This window comes from Micromonospora sp. DT229 (genome assembly GCF_049844505.1).
GTDB lineage: Bacteria > Actinomycetota > Actinomycetes > Mycobacteriales > Micromonosporaceae > Micromonospora.
On sequence record NZ_JBNCLD010000001.1, the window covers coordinates 119,940 to 138,019 of the forward strand.

Below are 18,080 nucleotides of genomic sequence, written 5' to 3' on the forward strand. Positions count from 1 at the left end.
CGCAGGTAGCCCGCGCACGCGGCGTACAGGTATGCGCAGTACCCTCTACCCCCATGGGGGACCACGACGACCTGCGTAAATTCATCTCTGACCTGGCTGTGGTCCACGGCCGGGTGGTGCTCTCCTCAGGGCAGGAGGCCGACTGGTACGTCGACCTCAGGCGCGTCACACTCCATCACCGGGCGGCACCGTTGGTCGGCCGGGTGATGCGGGAACTGACCGCCGACTGGTCTTACGACGCAGTCGGTGGTCTGACTCTGGGCGCTGATCCGATCGCTCTGTCGATGCTGCACGCTCCCGGGCGTCCGTTGGACGCTTTCGTGGTGCGCAAGGCGGGCAAGGCGCACGGGCTACAGCGGAGGATCGAGGGTCCTGAGGTGGCCGGTCGTCGGGTGTTGGCGGTGGAGGACACCTCCACTACCGGTGGAAGTGTGTTGACCGCTGTCGAAGCACTTCGCGAGGCCGGGGCCGATGTCGTGGGGGTCGCCGTTATCGTTGACCGTGGTGCCGGCGATGCGGTGCGAGCCGCCGGATTGTCCTATCGGGCGGCCTATACGTTGGCTGACCTCGGCCTTGTGGCGTAAAAGTTTGCCGATTCGGATCTGCTGATATGCAGGCGGATCGATGCTGCTGGTGGAAGGATGGAATACGTGGGAACTGCGTTGGCCGAAATGACTATGCCTCAGATCTCGCCGCTTGCCGGTGAGCCGATCGAACGTGCCGATGCCGAGCGGCTGGCCGGGGTCCTCAAGGCCCTTGCCGACCCCGCCCGGTTGCGGCTGCTCAGCCTGATCCAGTCGGCGCCAGAGGGCGAGGCGTGCGTGTGCGATCTGACCGCACCGCTCGGCCTCTCCCAGCCGACGGTCAGCCACCACCTGCGGATCCTCACCGAGGCCGGCTTGCTGGAGCGGGAGAAGCGCGGTGTGTGGGCCTACTACCGACTGGTCCCGAGCGCGATCGCCACGATCGCCGACCTGCTGACCCCGCCGCGTAAGCGGGCCACCAAGAAGGCTCGCTGACTCGCCGCCGCCTGGTGGCTACCCGTGGGCAGCCACCAGGCGGCGAGGTCAGCGCAGCTGAGGGGTTTCGTACGCCTCCTCGGTGAGGTCCTGCGCGGCGCGGCGAAGCCGTCGACGCTCGGCGATGACCATCGCCGCGACCACGGCGACCCCGACCAGGAACAGCGCGACGATGGGCAGGATGTTGTCGCCCGGGGCGTGCAGGTTCCGCTCGTCGGACTGCCATGGCCACAGTGCCCGCAGGCTGCCCAGCAACGCACCGGACATCACCGCGAGGGTCATCCGACGGTGCTGTTCCAGCAGCCATTGAAGCAGCTTGACGAAGAGCGACAGGCCGATCACCATGCCGGTCGCGAAGATCGCCAGGTAGCCGAAGTCGCGGTCGTTCAAGGCGGTGATCGTCGGCTCGTACAGGCCCACGGTCAGCAGCAGGAACGACCCGGACACCCCGGGCATCACCAGGGCGCAGACCGCCACGGCCGCGGCCACCAACACGATCAGCGGATGCGGATCCAGGGTGGCCTGCGGCAGGCCGGTCAAGGCGAACGCGCCCACCGCGGCGAGGACCAGGCCGGTGATCTCCTTCCACCGCCAGGGTGCGCCGACCATCGAGACCGGTACCAGCACCGAGGCGAGCACCAGCCCCAGGAAGAGCCCTCGGGTCTGCTCCGGATAGTCGGTGAGCAGCGGTTCCAGGGTCTTGGCGGCGATCAGCAGACCGGGCACCATGCCGATCAGCAGCGGGATGACCACCTCCCAGTGCACCTGGCGGAGTTGCTGCTTGGCGCGGGTCCCGCCGCGCCTGCGCGGCAGATCCGCCGCGGCGTACCGGGCGGCACTCACGACATGTCCGGCGGACGCGATGACCCGCTCGTACACGCCGGTGACCAGGGCGATCGTCCCGCCGCTGATCCCGGGTACCGCCTCGGCCACACCGATGGCAGCTCCGCGTAGACCGTGCCCCAACCGTTCGCCCAAAGCCATGAATAGTCCGTTCCGTCGATCGCCGGAGGTCACCCGGACGGCCTCCGACGGGGTCACCCAGGCTACCGGTTGATGATCCGTCCGCCCGGCGCGGTCACAGCCGAGGGTCGACCGGCTCGGACTCACAGGCCAGGATCGCGAAGACGAACTCGTGTCGGCGCCACAGCGGTGCCCCCTCGGCCAGGGCGTCCAGCGCGGCCAGCCCCAGGGCGTGCTCGCGCAGGGCCAGGCCCCGCTTGCGGCCCAGGGACCGGCCCCGCAGGGTGGCCAACTGCCCCGGATCGAGATAACTCGGGCCGTAGATGAGCCGCAGATACTCCCGTCCTCGACACTTGATGCCCGGCTGGAGCAGGGCACCCCTGGCGTTGCGGGCCGCCGGGCCGGCGTACGGCTTGACGACCATGCCCTCACCGCCCTCGGCGGTCAAGGTCGACCACCACTGGGTGGCGGCGCGTACCGCCTCGGTGTCGGAGAGGTCGACGACCTGACGACGGGTGGGGGTGAACAACTCCGGGTCCGCCGCGCAGAGCCGGTCGGCCAGGGCCAGGTGCCAACTGTGATCCCGGTCGGCGTAGCTGGCCTTCCGACCCGCCAGCACCACGAAGGGTGCCAGGGTCACGCCCCGCAGGCCCTCCGTCGGACGCACGTACGCCCGGTAGGCCGCCGTGTAGGCCAGCAGGTCCTCGCGTCGCCCGGCCATCCGCTCGCGTAGGGCCCCCACCTCCAGCCCTCGGTCGGCCGCCGCGTCCAGCGCCGCCAAGGCGGCCGGCAGGGCCGCCCGACCAGCGGCGCCGACGCTCGCGTACTGCTCACGGATCAGTCCCTCGGCCTTGGCCGACCAGGGCAACACCTCACAGTCCAGCAGCAGCCAGTCGGTGTCCAACTCCTCCCACAGCCCGGCGGCGGACACTGCGGCCCGGACCCGGGTCAGCAGATCGGCCTCCAACCCGGCGGGGAAGAAGGGTCTGCCGGTGCGGGTGTGCACCACCCCGCTACCCGGGGAGAACGGGCCGCCCTCGTCCTCCCGGCAGACCAGCACGACCGCCCGGGAGCCCATGTGCTTCTCCTCGCAGATCACCCGGTCCACCCCGGCCGCCCGGTAGTCGGCGAAGGCCTCCGCCGGATGCTCCAGGTAACCGTCGAGCTTCGAGGTCGAGCAGGGCGCCATGGTCGGCGGCAACCACACCAGCCAGCGGGGATCGACCGCGAAGCGGCTCATCACCTCCAACGCGGCGGCGTTGTTCTCCGCCGGCACGGTCAGCGAGCCGTACGGGTGCTCGATGTGTCGGCGGCCGACCACATCGGTCAGTTCCAGCACCTCGTCCGGTCGGGCCGGTGCGGCGGTCAGCGGGCGGACCGGGGCGTACCACTCACGCTCCGCCGGTACCCCCACCAGCTCCCGTTCCGGGTAGCGCAGCGCGGTCAGCCGGCCACCGAACACGCAGCCGGTGTCGATGCAGATGGTGTTGTTGACCCATTCCGGCTCCGGAGTGGGGGTGTGGCCGTAGACCACCGTGGCCGAGCCCCGGTACTCCCGGGCCCAGGGGTAGCGCACCGGTAGGCCGTACTCGTCGGTCTCCCCGGTGGTCTCGCCGTACAGGGCGAAGGCGCGCACCCGCCCCGAGGCCCGGCCCTGGTATTCCTCCTTGAGCCCGGCGTGCGCCACCACCAACCGGCCGCCGTCGAGCACGTAGTGGCTGACCAGGCCGTCGACGAACGCGGCCACCTCAGTGCTGAACTCTGTCGGCTCGGCGGCCAACTGGTCCAGGGTCTCCGCCAGGCCGTGGGCCACCTTCACGCTGCGCCCGCGCAACTTGCGCAGCAGCTTCTGCTCGTGGTTGCCCGGCACGCAGAGGGCGTGCCCGGCCGCGACCATGCCCATCACCAGGCGGAGCACTCCCGGGGAGTCCGGGCCCCGGTCCACCAGGTCCCCCACGAACACCGCGGTACGCCCCGCCGGGTGGGTGGCGTCGACCGGCCGACCGGCCTCGTCGCGGTGCACCTGCCAACCCAGCCGGTCGAGCAGCCGCTCCAACTCGGCGCGGCAGCCGTGCACGTCACCGACGATGTCGAACGGCCCGGTCAGCTCCCGCCGGTCGTTGAACAGCCGCTCGATGCGGATCTGGGCGGCCTCGATCTCCTCGACCCCCCGCAACACGTGCACCTTGCGGAACCCCTCCCGAGCCAACTGGGAGTACGTCCGGCGCAGGTCGCGGGACATCCGGGCCAGCACCTGCCGATCGAAGGTGCGGTCGGCTCGCGCCTCGGTACGCGCCCAGGCCAACCCCTCCGGTACGTCCAGCACGATCGCCACCGGCAGGACGTCGTGTTCCCGGGCCGCCCGGACCAGGGCGGCCCGGGCGTGCGGCTGGAGATTCGTGGCGTCGACGACCGTCAGCCGACCGGCCCGCAGTCGCTTGCCCGCCACGTAGTACAGCGCGTCGAAGGCGTCCGCCGACGCGGACTGGTCGTTCTCGTCGTCGGCGACCATCGCCCGGAAGGCGTCGGAGGAGAGCACCTGGCTGGGCGCGAAGTGCCGACGGGCGAAGGTGGACTTGCCGGACCCGGAGACGCCGACCAGCGCCACCAGCGACAGCTCAGGTACATCCAGTTCAGCCATCGCCCCTCCTTGAAAAGGTGAACACGGCCAGTTGAGTCGGCGCCCCGAGCCCGGGGTCGGCATCGCCGATCCCCCGTACGACCGCCGAGTAGCCGTAGGTCGTGCAGACCCGGTCCACCCACCCGGCGAACTCGGCACGGGTCCACTCGAAGCGGTGGTCGCCGTGCCGGAAGGCACCCGGGGACAGGCCCTCGTACCGGACGTTGTACTCGACGTTGGGGGTGGTCACCACGACCGTGGTCGGTCGGGCGTGACCGAAGACGGTGTCCTCCAACGCCGGCAACCGGGGCGGATCGAGGTGCTCGACGACCTCCATCAGTACGGCGGCGTCGTACCCGCGTAGCCGCTCGTCCCGGTAGGTCAGGGCGGACTGGTGCAGGGTGACCCGGTTGCGTTGCCGCTCGGGGAGCCGGTCCAGGCGCAGCCGGCGAGCGGCCAGGTCGAGGGCCCGGGTCGAGACGTCCGTGCCGACGATCTCGGTGAACCGGCGGTCCCCGATCAGGGTGGCCAGCAGCGCACCGGAACCACACCCCAGATCCAGTACCCGCTGGGCACCTGCCTCGACCAGCGCGGCGTGCACCGCCTCGCGTCGCTGCGCGGCCAGGGAGGCCCGGGGGGTCGGCTGGTCGGTCGTCTCCTCCTCGGTGCCCGGTTCGTCCGTGGGGCACTGTGCGGCCAGTCGTTCCAGGGCGTGGGCGGCCAGCGCCCGCCGGTGGGCCAGGTAGCGGCGCACGATCAGAGCGCGCTCCGGGTGGTCGGCCAGCCAACCGGCACCGACCCGCAGCAGCTTGTCCACCTCGTCCGGGGTCACCCAGTAGTGCTTCGCGTCGTCCAGCACGGGCAACATGACGTACAGGTGGTGCAGCGCCTCGGCCACCCGGAGAGTGCCGGTGAGGGTGAGATCGAGGTACGGGCTCTCACCCCACTGCGGGTACCCCTCGTCGAGGGCGATGGGGGTGGCCGTGACCCGCCAGCCGAGCGGAGTGAACAGCCGGGTGGCCACCTCGGCACCACCCCGGCAGCGCAGCACGGGCACCCGGACTTCCAGCGGAATGGGGGTGGCGGCCAACTCCGGGCGCTCCCTGGAGTCGCCCCGCAGGGCCGACCGGTACACCCGCGACAGCGCCGAGGCGAGCAGGCTGGACGCGGCGTACGGCCGGTCGTTGACGTACCGCCCGAGGGTGAAGTCCGCCGGGGCCGTGGTCGACTGCCGCCCACGACCCCGGCCCCGCGCGGCGGCCAGCTTCGTGGGGTCGACCTCAAGCAGGAGCGCGGCCGTGCAGCGTGCGTCCTCGGCCTGCGGATAGAACACGTGCGCGGTACCGGCCGGCAGGTCGAAGGCGTGCGTACGACCGGGATGCTTGACCAGCAGGTGACCGAGGTCGGTCGCCGGCCGGTGCGTGGTGGTCAGGGTCAGCAGCACCCGCCCATGGTGTCAGCTCGATCGATCTTGCGTCGCCCCGATTTCGGGTCAGCGGTAGTCGTCCTCGTCGGCGGCGACCACCCGGGCCTGCTCCATCGCGTCCCAGTCGTCGACCTCGAAGCCACGGCGCGGTTCCTCTTCACCGTGCGCGGGGTCGATGACGGCGGCCTGCTCGATGGCGTCGGCCGGCTCAGCCTCCAGATCGCGCTCCTCCGGGCCGAGGTTGTCGCCGGGGGCGAAGTCCTCTTCGGGCTGACCCATTCGATGCCTCCGGGTAATCGGTGGACGGTTCCCACCCACGGTACGGGCTGAGTCGGCACGTTGCTGGGAAGCGACCTGCCGGGCGCGTGAGGGTACGCCGTACCAGCAGGTCAGTCGGGCCGAACCGGCCCGCCGGCGGCTACCCGGTGCCAGGATGTTGTGGTGGGCTTCCTCATCCGACTGGCGACGACCGCGATCGCACTGTGGGTCACCACGTTGATCGTGCCCGGGGTCGAGGTGACCGGACGCAGGTTCTCCGACACCGCCTTCACCCTGCTCATCGTGGCGTTGATCTTCGGGGTGATCAACGCGGTGCTCAAGCCGGTCATCAAGGTGGTGGGCTGTGTCTTCTACCTGGTGACTCTCGGCCTGTTCGCCCTGGTGGTCAACGCTCTGCTGTTCCTGCTGACCGACTGGATAGCGGGGTCCTTGGATCTGCCGTTCCATGTGCGGGGCTTCTGGGCGGCCTTCTGGGGCGCCATCGTGATGGCCGTGGTCACCTGGCTGATCAGTGTCGTCGTGCCCGACTCGATGGATCGGCGGTGAACCCCCGGCGCGCTGGCCCGGTTGTGCCCGGCTGTGTGAGCTACGGGATACTTCCCGCGGAGGACAGCGCGGTCCGGCGTGCCCATTGGATTCAGGCGCCGTAAACCGGCACGCAAGGAGAACAGCGGCCGTACGGCCGACAGCGGCAAGTAAGGAGCGTTCGACATGCCCATCGCTTCCCCCGAGGCTTACGCCGAGATGCTGGACCGCGCCAAGGCGGGCCGGTACGCGTACCCGGCGATCAACGTGACGTCGTCGCAGACGCTCAACGCGGCGCTCAAGGGCTTCGCCGACGCGGAGAGCGACGGCATCATTCAGGTCTCCACCGGTGGCGCCGAGTACCTCTCCGGCCCCTCGATCAAGGACATGGTCACCGGCGCGGTGGCGTTCGCCGCGTACGCCCACGAGGTGGCCAAGAAGTACCCGGTCAACATCGCCCTGCACACCGACCACTGCCCGAAGGACAAGCTGGACAAGTTCGTCCGGCCGCTGATGGCCATCTCCCAGGAGCGGGTGAAGGCCGGCCAGGAGCCGCTGTTCCAGTCGCACATGTGGGACGGCTCGGCCGTGCCGGTGGCGGAGAACCTGGAGATCGCCGAGCAGCTGCTCGCCGAGGCCGCCAAGGGCAAGATCGTCCTGGAGATCGAGGTCGGCGTCGTCGGTGGCGAGGAGGACGGCGTCGAGAACGCCATCAACGACAAGCTCTACACCACCGTCGAGGATGGCCTGGCCATGGTCGAGGCCCTCGGCCTGGGCGAGAAGGGCCGCTACATGGCGGCGCTGACCTTCGGCAACGTGCACGGGGTCTACAAGCCGGGCAACGTCAAGCTCCGCCCCGAGGTGCTCAAGCACATCCAGGAGGCGGTCGGCGCCAAGTACGGCAAGGAGAAGCCGCTGAGCCTGGTCTTCCACGGTGGCTCCGGCTCGCTGCTGTCGGAGATCCGCGAGGCACTGGACTACGGCGTGGTGAAGATGAACATCGACACCGACACCCAGTACACCTTCTCCCGCCCGGTCGCGGACCACATGTTCCGCAACTACGACGGCGTACTCAAGGTCGACGGCGAGGTCGGCAACAAGAAGCTGTACGACCCGCGGGTGTGGGGCAAGGCCGCCGAGGCCGGCATGGCCGCCCGCGTGGCGGAGGCCTGCGAGCACCTGCGCTCGACCGGCACCACGATGACCAAGTGACGCACTGACGTCGCAACCGACTGCGGTCAGACTCCCTCGCGGAGCCTGACCGCAGTCGTTTTCGTCAACCCAGGAGGAGCCGAACGGCCTCGTGGGCGTCGTCGGTCAAATGCACCGTGCCGGCCAGGTCCCCGAACGGGGAGCTGGCCAGCAGCGGGCGCAGCAGCGACTCCACCGGCAGTTCCTCCGTCCAGTAGGAGCGGTCCAGGAACACGTACGCCCCTCTGGCCCCGTCGGTGCCGTAGTAGGTCTTGGTGGCCGCCTGGAACACCTCCTGCACCGTGCCGGCCCGGCCGGGGGCGAAGACGATTCCGCCTCGGGCCAGCCGCAGGATGGTGTCCTCCCGGATGGCGTTCGAGAAGTACTTGGCGATCCGCCCGGCGAACAGGTTCGCCGGTTCGTGGCCGTAGAGCCAGGTGGGAACGGCCAGCCCGCCGCAGTGGGCCCAGTCCAGATCACCGGTTGCCAGCTCGGTCGAGTCGGCCCGGTACGCCGTCAGCGGCTCGGTGCCCTCCGGCGGTGGGGTGACGGACCGGCCGAACAGTTCCCGGACCCGAAGCGCCGCTGCGGTGTACCGGTCGTGGTCGGTGTAGTCGGGGGCGGTGGCCAGCAGGTCGATGGCGGCGGTCAGGTCCTCGGCCGGGCGGGTCGACAGGTAGGCGCCCAGATTGGCGGCCTCCATCACCCCCGGCCCGCCACCGGTGACCACCAGCCGTTGAGCCCGCGCCAGTTCCCGGCCGAGCACCGCGGCCATCCGGTACGACCGGCTGCCCCGGCGTACCGCGTGTCCGCCCATCACCCCCACCACCGACTGCGGCCCGTGGGCGGTCAGCCAGGCGCGGGTGGCGTCGGCGAGGGCGTTGTCCACCCCGTGGTCGTGCAGCCGTTGGCTCAGCGCCTCCCGCACGTCGGGCAGGGCCCCGCCGTGGTCCCGGAAGTGCGCGTACACCCGGTTGTCGTACATCGCCTGGTAGCCGCCCTCGGCGAAGCCGGCGGCCAGATCCTCCGGGGTGTAGAGGTGCGGCGGCTGGGTCGGGTAGGGCAGCCCGGAGAAGGGCGGCACCACGTTCGCGCCGCGCCGGACCAGGTCGGCGCCGACCTGTCGGGAGGCGAAGCGGCAACCGACGAAGAGGGTCCCGGCCACCTCGACGGAGGTGAGGTCGGGGATCGGCGCCAGATCCAGCCGAAGCCCTTGAATGGTCAGGCCGACCAGGCTTCCGCCGGCCAGCCGCCGATCGAATTCGGCCCGGGTCTGAATCTCGTTCGTCCAGGTGTGCGGCTCGATGACGTCCGCGGGGGGTGGGGTCGGCACCCGGTCATCCTGCCCGGCCGGTTCAACCCTCGCCGAGCGGCCCCGGGCCCGCCACGGTGGACCGGATCCCAGCGGCCTGACCGGGGCCTCCGGGCCGGTCGGTCGGCGCGCCTGCCGGACCCGCTCGCATACCCTCGCGCGAAGCGGGTTGAATGGGGCGATGCAGAACCTCCTACCTGAGCCACCCGCCACCCTCCTGCCCGCCCACGAGGAGGCCGACGCCGCCCTGGCCGCGGCAGAGCAGGCCGGCAGCGACGAGGCGTACACCGCCGCGGCGGGCCGGTTCCCGAACCACAGCGCCGCCTGGGCGGCCCTGGCCACCCGGGCCTTCGCCCAGGACCAGGCCGTCACGGCGTACGCGTACGCCCGCACCGGCTACCACCGTGGCCTGGACCAGCTGCGCCGCAACGGCTGGAAGGGGCACGGTCCGGTGCCCTGGTCGCACCGGCCGAACCGGGGCTTCCTGCGGTGTCTGTACGTGCTGTCCCGGGCCGCCGACGAGATCGGCGAGGCCGACGAGGCGGCCCGCTGCGCCCAGTTCCTCCGCGACTGTGACCCGGCCGCCGCCGACGCCCTGGCCAGCAACTGACCCACCTGGCCGCGCTGCGGCCGTGACGCCGCCGACCAGCATGATCGCGCTCGATCCCGGATCGAGTGGTCTCCCTCGCTCTGGAAGCCACTCGATCCCGGATCGAGCGCGCCGGTCCCCGCCCGGGCTTACAGGCCCTCGGCGACCGCTGCCGCGATCTTGAGCCAGGCGTCCCGGGTGGCCGCGGACAGTCCGGCGTACCGGATGGGCTCGCCGGTGTCGATGAGCCGCTCGTACGGGGCCAGCAGCACCGCCCGGGTACGCGCGGCGAAGTGCTCCTGGATGGCGGGTAGGTCGATCTCCTTGCGCGAGGGCGGCATCGAGACCACCGTGACCGCCTGCCGGACCAGCCGTTGCCGTCCGCTCTGCTCCAAGTGGTCGAGCATCCGGGCGGCGGTCTCGGCCGAGTCGTTACGGGCCGACATGGTGACCAGCAGTTGATCGGTGGCGTCCATCGCCGCCTGCCAGTTCTGCGCCCGGACGTTGTTGCCGGTGTCCACGAAGATCAGCTTGTAGAACCGGCTGACCACCTCGCGGATCTCGCCGAAGGCCGCGGCGGTGAGCATCTCGCCACCGGTCGCGGACTCGTCCGAGGCCAGTACGTCGAACATGCCCTCGCCCTGCGAGCGGACGTACTGCGACAGGTCCCCGACCCGGCCGTGCGCGCCGTGGAACTGCCCCAGATCACGCAGCAGGTCCCGCACCGTACGGGAGTGGAAGTCCTGCTGCGCCCGCATCCCCAGGGTGCCCTGGGTCTCGTTGTTGTCCCAGGCCAGCACGTAACCGCCACGCTTCTGTCCGAAGGTCATGGCGAGCAGCAGGATGGCCACCGTCTTGCCGGCACCGCCCTTGGGGTTGACCACGGTGACCTGGCGCAGCCCACCGAAGTTGCGCCGCACCATCTCGATGTCGCGCTTGAGTTCCAACTCGTGCCGCCCCGGTGGCAACTTCACCAGGCCGGTCTTGTTGACCACGGCGCGGAGCCCGATGGTCGCCACCGGTTCGGTGGGGCGTACCTGCCGCCGCCGGGCGAAGTCCTCCGCGGTGGGTGCCCCGCCGGTCTCCTGGGTCCAACCCTGGTCGGCGTACCCGGGAGGGGTCCGGGAGGCGGTCTCCACCGGCTGATACGGCGCAGTGGCGGCCGGCGGGCCCTGCTGCCAGGGCGCCGGTTGCCAGGCCGGCTGCGGCGGGAAGGGGCCGGGCGGGGTGGCGTACGCCGGCCCGACCTGGGGTGCGGCCGGCCCGGGAGGGGGTGCGACGGGTGTCCGGCCCTCGGCCGAGGGCGGCGGTACCTGCGCCGCGGCCGTGAAGGGCGGCACCTGGGCCGTGGCCGCTGGAGGCGGCCCCGGCTGGGGTACGGGCGACTCGACGGCCTCCGGATCGCCCGGGATGCCGTGCTGCGCCGACGCCGCGTGCCGTCCCTGCTCACCGTGCTGCGGTGCCACGGGGTACCCGCTCTGGTGGGCCGACGGGTCGCCGTGCGGGTGTGCCGGGGTGAGCGGCTGATGCGGGCCGGGCTGTGCGGGTATCGCGGCGTCGGAGAAGGGGGCGGTGGGTATCGGCGGCAGCGGCTGGGCCGGTCCGGCCCAGGTGGGGCGTGGTGTGACGGCGGAGGCCACTGCACGCTCGCCGGTCTCCGGTGGCGCGGCGACACCGGACCGCTGCGGTGGTTGCGCCCAGGGGGACTCCGCCGTCGGTCGGGCCGGTGTCCTGTCGCCGCCGTCCGGAGCGCTCTCCGTCCCGGAGTCCGGGTGAGCCGGGTCCGCGTTGTCGCCGGCCGTGGCCGGCGCACCGGCCCGGTTCGGGCTCAGGGCGGTCGACGGGTCGAGGGTGAACGGCAAATCCAGATCGACCTGACCTGCCTCCGGTTGAGGCCCGACGGGCACCACGGCCCGCCCCGACGCGGCGGCGGTCCCGGCGCTGTCCGCCCCAGGTCCCCAAGCGCTGCCCGATGCGGCGCTGTCCGCCCCTGGACCCCATGCGCCGCCCGACCCGGCGGCGGTCCCGGCGCTGTCCGTGCCCGGTCCCCAGGCACTGCCCGAAGCGGCGGATTCCGGACCGGCGGACACACCCGGATCCGGTTGGTTGGCCGTGGCCGGTGCCCAACCGCCGGCAACCGGCCCGCCGGTCAGCGAGGGGTAGTCGGCCGGCGAGGGAGGTACGGCGTTCGGGTACCCGCCCGGCACCCCCGGATGGGTGGTCGAGGGCACCGGGTGTACGCCGGGTGGCGTGACCGGACGGACACCGGGCGGTGTGGTCGGATGAACACCGGGTGGTGTGGCGGCGGGCGGCGGTGGATCCCACCCGGACGCGCCGAAGCCGTCGATCTGGTCCGGTGGCCAGAGTGGTTCGATGTCCCGTTCCGGCACCCCATGCTGGCCGGGCGCGGGCACCCGGTCGGCGTTCTCGTCCACCACGGTTCCTCCCCATTCCTCCAGCCGAGGATAGGCCCACCGGCCGATCTCGGCCGCCGGTGCGGACGCGGTCAGGCGGTCCAGACCGCCCAGGCCCCCGGCTCGGTCCACCAGGACCGCTTACGGGTCAACTCAGCCTGCACACCGTCGTCCAGGTAGGGCAGTGCGGCATCGTCGCGGGGCAGCACGGAGGCGGCCCGGCCACGTGCCCGGCGTACCTCCAGGCGTACCCGCCGACGGCCCAGCCGCGACCGGGTGACCACCGGTACGGCCACCGCCACCTCGACCAGTCCGTCGGTCGGATCCGGGTCGGCCAGCAGGATGACCTCGTCGAGCCGGGCGTAGCCCCCCGCGTTGCCGATCACGCAGGCCAGCAGGGGATCGTCACCGTTGGACAGCACGGCGTCGTCGACCTCGACCCGGCCGCGCCAGTGCAGGGGTCGCCCGTCCTCGCTCGCGGCGCCGAGCAGAGCGCCGTCCAGGGTGACCGAACCGCCGTCGTTGCGCAGCAGATCGAGCCGCCGGGGGGTGCCGTCGAGTACCGCGGCGGCCACCGCCGCCGGATCGCGCGGCAGGCCGAGCTGCGCGGCCAGGTCGCGGTGAGTGGTGCTGCGGGCCGGGTCCAGCGGCAGTACCCCGATCGGCGGCAGGTCCGGCACGGTCCGGTTGCCAGCCAGGTCCGCCGGGCGGCGGCTGGGTGGTGGGGCGTACCGCCGGACCAGTCGGCGCAGCACGGCGCGCAACTGTGCGTCACCGGCGACGGCCACCACCAGGCGGGTCTTGGAGTCCGGATCCGGCCAGGTGAGGCCGTCGGGCCGGGCCGGCCCGTCGAGCCGGGCCAGCACCTCGTCGATCTCCGCGTCCGAACGGGCCGTCACCGTCTCGACCCGGGCACCCCGGGCGGTCAGCGCGTCGGCGCAGGCCAACACGGGTACGCGGGGGGTCTCGCAACGTTCCTCGCGGTCCTTGGCAGCCGCCGCCACCTCACCGCCACAGCAGGCTTCGCCGCTGCCGCACCCAGCCCCGGGAGCGTCCCGCTCCGAGCCCAGTGTGAGCAGCACCACGTCGTACACGGGTAGCTCCTCCTGCTTATCGCGCGACCCCTGCCGGTCGTGCCGTCACTACTTGTTAACCTGACACCCCGGGCTCGCTGACCGGTCGCCATCTGGCACCCGAGCCTTCTGGAGGCGAGAAGATGCCAGCGATCGTGCTCCTCGGCGCTCAGTGGGGCGACGAGGGCAAGGGCAAGGTTACCGACCAGCTGGGTGAGCGGGTCGACTACGTCGTCCGTTACTCGGGCGGCAACAACGCCGGCCACACGGTGATCACCCCGGACGGCCAGAAGTACGCCCTGCACCTCATGCCCTCGGGAGCGTTGTCCCCGAACGCCGTGATCGTCATCGGCAACGGCGTGGTGGTCGACCCCAAGGTGCTGCTCAGCGAGATCGACGGGCTGGCCGAGCGGGGCGTCGACGTCTCCCGGCTCCGGATCTCCGGCGACGCGCACCTGATCATGCCGCACCACCGGGCGCTGGACCGGGTGGTGGAGCGCTACCTGGGCAGCTCCCGCATCGGCACCACCGGCCGGGGCATCGGCCCCGCGTACGGCGACAAGGTCGCCCGGATGGGCATCCGGGTGCAGGACCTGCTCGACCCGGGCATCCTGCGCAAGAAGCTGGAACTCGCGCTGCGCGAGAAGAACCAGGTGATGTTCAAGGTCTACAACCGCAAGGCCATCGACCTCGACGCCACCATCGAGGAGTACCTGGAGTACGCGGAGCGGCTGCGGCCGTACATCGCGGAGACCCGGTCGATGCTCTGGGACGCCCTGGACCGGGGTGACACCGTCCTGCTGGAGGGTGCCCAGGCCACCATGCTCGACATGGACCACGGCACCTACCCCTTCGTCACCTCGTCGAACCCGACGGCCGGCGGGGCGTGTGTGGGCGCGGGCATCCCGCCGACCGCGATCACGAAGGTGATCGCGGTGAGCAAGGCGTACACCACCCGGGTCGGCTCGGGCCCCTTCCCGACCGAACTGTTCGACGACAACGGCGCCCACCTGCGCAAGGTCGGCCACGAGTACGGCACCACCACCGGCCGGGAACGCCGCTGCGGCTGGTTCGACGCCGTGGTCGCCCGCTACGCCTGCCGCCTGAACGGCGTCACCGATCTGGTGATCACCAAGCTGGACGTGCTGACCGGTCTGGCCACGGTCCCCATCTGCGTCGGGTACGAGATCAACGGCAAGCGTGTCGACGACATGCCGATGACCCAGACCGACTTCCACCACGCCACCCCGATCTACGAGGAGCACGACGGCTGGCAGGAAGACATCACCAAGGCGCGAACCGAGGAAGACCTCCCGGAGAACGCCCGGCGCTACATCGCCCGCATCGAGCAACTCTGCAACACCAGGGTCTCGGTGGTAGGCGTAGGCCCCGGCCGCGAAGAAAACGTGACCCGCCACCCCCTCCTCCCCTAACCCCTCCCGGGACCTCTCGGTCTCCCCCTCCCTTCCCGTGTTGATCAAGAGGTTTGCGTCTGAAATCGCCGCTGGCTAGACGCAAACCTCTTGATCAACTCTGCCTCGGGGCGCTGCCTCGGGGCGCTGCCTCGGGGGTTATCCACAGGGTGGGTGGGGTTATCCACAGGGGCGGCGGGGTGGGGTGGGGGTACGGCAGGTTGAGTGGGTGGGTGAATTCGAGCGGTTGTGCCAGCTGGGTGCTGGCCGCGACGGGGTGGTGACGGCGGCGCAGGCGCTGTCGGTCGGGTACACCAGGGATCAGGTTCGGCATTTCGTCCGATCGGGGCGCTGGATCAGGGTGGCCCGGGGGCGCTTCGTGCCGAATGTCGAGCGGGATGTGCTCGGACTTCGGCGGGGCAGGATCCGTGCGGCCGTGGACAGCCTGGGGCCCGGGGCGGTCGCGGTCCTGGACACCGCTGCCGAGCTGCACACCATCGCCGGCCTGCGGGCCACCTCCCAGATCCACGTGTCGGTGCCGGTGGACCGACCGCGCCCGCAGCGCACCAGCGACCCCGATCTTGTGGTGCACCAGCTCACCCTCGATCCAGCCGAGGTCGGCACGGTCGCCGGGGTTCCGGTCACGACCGCGATCCGTACCGTCGCGGATGTCATTCTTCGGGTCCCCCGCTACCCGGCCATCTGCCTTCTCGACTCCGCACTCAACCGGCAGCTGTTGACCGAGGACGATCTTGCGGCGATCCCCGCCCTGATCAGGGGGCGGCGTGGTGCGGTCGCGGCGCGGACCTGGCTGGCCCAGGCGGACGGCCGGGCGCAGTCACCGTTGGAGACGCGGTCCCGGCTGCGGTGTGTCGACGGGGGCGTCCCGCCGGAGGTGCTGCAACTGGAGGTACGCGATCCGGACGGCTATCTGCTGGGGGTGGGTGATCTGGGTTGGCGTACCGCCCGGCTGATCGCCGAGGCGGACGGCCGCAGCCCGCACCGCACACCCCAGGCGCTCTACGAGGATCGACTCAGACAGAACCGGCTCGTCAACGCCGGTTGGCGCATCCTCCGCTTCACCTGGGCCGACACTCTCCGCCCCGACTACATCCCCCAAACCGTCCGCCAAGCCCTCCGCAACCCCTAAAACCCCAACCCATCCCCCCGCCCCCCACGCCCACCACTCGCAGAGTTGATCAAGAGCTTTTGGTCGCCGTAGCCCGGATCTGAGACGCAAACTTCTTGATCAACAGGGGCTGGGGTGGGGGTGGGTAGGATTCCGGGTCGTGCGGGTTTTGTTGCTGGGTGGTGGCGGGCGGGAGCATGCGCTCGCGCTGCGGCTTGCCGAGGATGCGTCCGTTTCCGAGTTGATCTGTGCGCCGGGTAATCCCGGGATCGCGCAGGTCGCGCAACCGCGGTCGGTGGACATCGTCGACCCGGGTGCCGTCACGGCGCTCGCCGTCGAGGTGGCCGCGGACCTGGTGGTGATCGGGCCGGAAGCGCCGCTGGTCGCCGGGGTCGCCGACGCGGTACGCGCCAAGGGCATCCCGGTCTTCGGCCCGAGCGGCGAGGCGGCCCGGCTGGAGGGGTCGAAGACCTTCGCCAAGGACGTGATGACCGCTGCCGGAGTCCCCACCGCGCGGGCCTACACCTGCACCGAGGAGGAGAGCGTCGGCCGGGCGCTCGACGAGTTCGGCCCGCCGTACGTGGTGAAGAACGACGGGCTCGCGGCCGGCAAGGGGGTCGTCGTCACCGAGGACCGATCGGTGGCGCTGGAGCACGCCCGGCAGTGCGGTCGGGTGGTGATCGAGGAGTACCTCGCCGGACCCGAGGTGTCGCTGTTCGTGGTGACCGACGGGGAAGCGGCCGTGCCGCTGCTGCCGGCTCAGGACTTCAAGCGGGTCGGCGACGGCGACACCGGCCCGAACACCGGCGGCATGGGGGCGTACGCTCCGCTGCCCTGGGCCCCGGCCGGTCTGGTCGACGAGGTCATGCGCGACGTGGTGTACCCGACCCTGAGCGAGATGCGCCGCCGGGGCACCCCGTTCTCCGGTCTGCTCTACGTCGGGTTGGCGATCACCGCCGCCGGCCCCCGGGTGATCGAGTTCAACGCCCGCTTCGGTGACCCGGAGACCCAGGTGGTGCTGGCTCTGCTGGAGACGCCGCTGGCCGGGCTGTTGCACGCCGCCGCCACCGGCACCCTGGCCGAGCACCCGCCGCTGCGCTGGCGTCCCGGTGCCGCCGTGACCGTGGTGGTCGCTGCCGAGGGTTACCCGGCCCAGCCGCGTACCGGTGATGTGATCACCGGGGCGGACCGCCCCGGGATCATCCACGCCGGCACCCGCCAGACCGCCGACGGCGCCCTGGTCTCCGCCGGCGGCCGGGTGCTCTGCGGTACGGCCACCGGCGAGAACCTGGCCGCCGCGCGCGATGCGGCCTACCAGTTGGTACGCGAGGTGACGCTGAACGGCTCGCATCACCGCTCCGACATCGCCGCTGTCGCGATCGAGGGCGGGATCGTCGTCCCCCACTGACCGCCGCCGGTGCCACCACGGGCGGTGGCGATGTCGTCCGGGCGGTGGTGCTGTCCGACCGGGCCGAGGAGGCAGGGTGAGTGGGTTCTCCACACTGGTGACCGTGCTGGCCCTGGGTGGGGCCCTGCTGTTGCTCGTGGCCGGGGTCGGTCATGCCGTGCACCCGCAGCGGGTCCGGGCCCTGCTGGCCCGGCAGGCTCTGCTGCCCTCCGCGATGCAAGCCTGGGCCGGCCGGCTGCTGGGTGCCATCGAGGTGGGTCTGGCCCTCGTGGTCGTTGGTGTCGTGCTGCTCGCCCCGCACCTGTCCGCGGCCGGCTACGCCCTGCTGGCGGGCGCCTACCTGGTCTTGGCGGGCTACGCCGAGGTGCTCCGACGGCGTCGACCCGGTACCCCCTGCGGCTGCCTGGCGGGTGGCCGATCCACCGGGCTCCCGGTGGTGATCCGCGCGCTGATCTTCGCGGCGGCAGCCGCCGCAGCCGGGTCGTTCGGCCTGGCGGCAGCGGCTACCCAAGCCGATACGGTGCCCGGTCTCGAAGTGTGGCTGGCCGCTGGCGTGATGGCCACCGCCGGATGGCTGGTGCCGGAACTGTTCATCGGCACAGTCGCGGACAGGTCTGGACTTCCCGGATCGTGACGGCTGGGCTCAGCGGGTAGGGCAGGGCCTGCGGCGGGGCGGGCACCGGTCGCTCCACTGTAGCCTTCGTCTCACCCGAAGGCGGC

General features: G+C 71.5%; 16 protein-coding genes. 9 read left to right on the plus strand and 7 right to left on the minus strand.

Features of this window, described 5'->3' with window-relative positions; all coding sequences use genetic code 11:
• Positions 1 to 53: 53 nt before the first annotated feature.
• Both ACLQ2T_RS00600 and ACLQ2T_RS00605 read left to right on the plus strand, forming a co-directional pair.
• Positions 54 to 584, plus strand: a complete 531-nt coding sequence (locus ACLQ2T_RS00600) for an orotate phosphoribosyltransferase (protein WP_327023401.1) — start codon at positions 54 to 56, stop codon at positions 582 to 584.
• 57 nt (positions 585 to 641) lie between these two features.
• A complete protein-coding gene (locus tag ACLQ2T_RS00605; protein WP_007454255.1) occupies positions 642 to 1,019 on the plus strand; it encodes an ArsR/SmtB family transcription factor in 378 nt (125 codons plus the stop codon).
• A 48-nt stretch (positions 1,020 to 1,067) separates the two neighbouring features.
• Here ACLQ2T_RS00605 and ACLQ2T_RS00610 read toward each other — a convergent pair whose 3' ends face one another.
• From ACLQ2T_RS00610 to ACLQ2T_RS00625, 4 genes are all read right to left on the minus strand, one after another.
• A complete protein-coding gene (locus ACLQ2T_RS00610; RefSeq protein WP_425764010.1) occupies positions 1,068 to 2,003 on the minus strand; it encodes a DUF368 domain-containing protein in 936 nt (311 codons plus the stop codon).
• A 94-nt stretch (positions 2,004 to 2,097) separates the two neighbouring features.
• Positions 2,098 to 4,623: a polynucleotide kinase-phosphatase gene (locus ACLQ2T_RS00615; RefSeq protein WP_425764011.1), complete on the minus strand. Its 2,526-nt coding sequence runs from the start codon at positions 4,621 to 4,623 to the stop codon at positions 2,098 to 2,100.
• Complete coding sequence (locus ACLQ2T_RS00620) at positions 4,616 to 6,046, minus strand: 3' terminal RNA ribose 2'-O-methyltransferase Hen1 (RefSeq protein WP_425764012.1); 1,431 nt, start codon at positions 6,044 to 6,046, stop codon at positions 4,616 to 4,618. Before ACLQ2T_RS00620 ends, ACLQ2T_RS00615 begins: the two co-directional genes overlap by 8 nt.
• Positions 6,047 to 6,094: 48 nt before the next feature.
• The gene (locus ACLQ2T_RS00625) at positions 6,095 to 6,307 is read right to left on the minus strand and encodes a hypothetical protein (RefSeq protein WP_425764013.1); all 213 of its coding nucleotides are present in this window, start codon (positions 6,305 to 6,307) and stop codon (positions 6,095 to 6,097) included.
• 162 nt (positions 6,308 to 6,469) lie between these two features.
• Between ACLQ2T_RS00625 and ACLQ2T_RS00630 the strand changes: the two genes are divergently transcribed.
• Positions 6,470 to 6,853, plus strand: a complete 384-nt coding sequence (locus tag ACLQ2T_RS00630) for a phage holin family protein (RefSeq protein WP_425764014.1) — start codon at positions 6,470 to 6,472, stop codon at positions 6,851 to 6,853.
• A gap of 165 nt (positions 6,854 to 7,018) precedes the next feature.
• Entirely contained in the window at positions 7,019 to 8,044 is a 1,026-nt protein-coding gene (fbaA, locus tag ACLQ2T_RS00635; RefSeq protein ID WP_013730834.1) for a class II fructose-bisphosphate aldolase, read from the plus strand.
• A 64-nt stretch (positions 8,045 to 8,108) separates the two neighbouring features.
• Here fbaA and ACLQ2T_RS00640 read toward each other — a convergent pair whose 3' ends face one another.
• Positions 8,109 to 9,356: an LOG family protein gene (locus tag ACLQ2T_RS00640; protein WP_425764015.1), complete on the minus strand. Its 1,248-nt coding sequence runs from the start codon at positions 9,354 to 9,356 to the stop codon at positions 8,109 to 8,111.
• A 160-nt stretch (positions 9,357 to 9,516) separates the two neighbouring features.
• On the opposite strand from ACLQ2T_RS00640, the gene ACLQ2T_RS00645 reads away from it, so the two are divergent.
• Positions 9,517 to 9,945 carry a DUF3151 domain-containing protein gene (locus ACLQ2T_RS00645; protein WP_425764016.1) on the plus strand — a complete coding sequence of 143 codons (429 nt, stop codon included), beginning with the start codon at positions 9,517 to 9,519 and terminating at the stop codon, positions 9,943 to 9,945.
• A gap of 128 nt (positions 9,946 to 10,073) precedes the next feature.
• Here the strand turns inward: ACLQ2T_RS00645 and ACLQ2T_RS00650 are convergent, their stop codons facing one another.
• Complete coding sequence (locus ACLQ2T_RS00650; RefSeq protein WP_425764402.1) at positions 10,074 to 12,155, minus strand: chromosome partitioning protein; 2,082 nt, start codon at positions 12,153 to 12,155, stop codon at positions 10,074 to 10,076.
• A gap of 275 nt (positions 12,156 to 12,430) precedes the next feature.
• Positions 12,431 to 13,432 carry a hypothetical protein gene (locus ACLQ2T_RS00655; RefSeq protein ID WP_425764017.1) on the minus strand — a complete coding sequence of 334 codons (1,002 nt, stop codon included), beginning with the start codon at positions 13,430 to 13,432 and terminating at the stop codon, positions 12,431 to 12,433.
• Between the two features lie 122 nt (positions 13,433 to 13,554).
• Between ACLQ2T_RS00655 and ACLQ2T_RS00660 the strand changes: the two genes are divergently transcribed.
• The 4 genes from ACLQ2T_RS00660 (at position 13,555) to ACLQ2T_RS00675 (ending at position 17,994) form a co-directional block, all read left to right on the plus strand.
• Positions 13,555 to 14,844, plus strand: a complete 1,290-nt coding sequence (locus tag ACLQ2T_RS00660; protein ID WP_425764018.1) for an adenylosuccinate synthase — start codon at positions 13,555 to 13,557, stop codon at positions 14,842 to 14,844.
• A 208-nt stretch (positions 14,845 to 15,052) separates the two neighbouring features.
• Positions 15,053 to 15,973 carry a type IV toxin-antitoxin system AbiEi family antitoxin domain-containing protein gene (locus tag ACLQ2T_RS00665; RefSeq protein ID WP_425764019.1) on the plus strand — a complete coding sequence of 307 codons (921 nt, stop codon included), beginning with the start codon at positions 15,053 to 15,055 and terminating at the stop codon, positions 15,971 to 15,973.
• 139 nt (positions 15,974 to 16,112) lie between these two features.
• The gene (gene purD / locus ACLQ2T_RS00670; RefSeq protein ID WP_425764020.1) at positions 16,113 to 17,360 is read left to right on the plus strand and encodes a phosphoribosylamine--glycine ligase; all 1,248 of its coding nucleotides are present in this window, start codon (positions 16,113 to 16,115) and stop codon (positions 17,358 to 17,360) included.
• Between the two features lie 76 nt (positions 17,361 to 17,436).
• On the plus strand, positions 17,437 to 17,994 hold the full coding sequence (locus ACLQ2T_RS00675) for a MauE/DoxX family redox-associated membrane protein (RefSeq protein ID WP_425764021.1): 558 nt from the start codon (positions 17,437 to 17,439) through the stop codon (positions 17,992 to 17,994).
• Positions 17,995 to 18,080 lie beyond the last annotated feature (86 nt).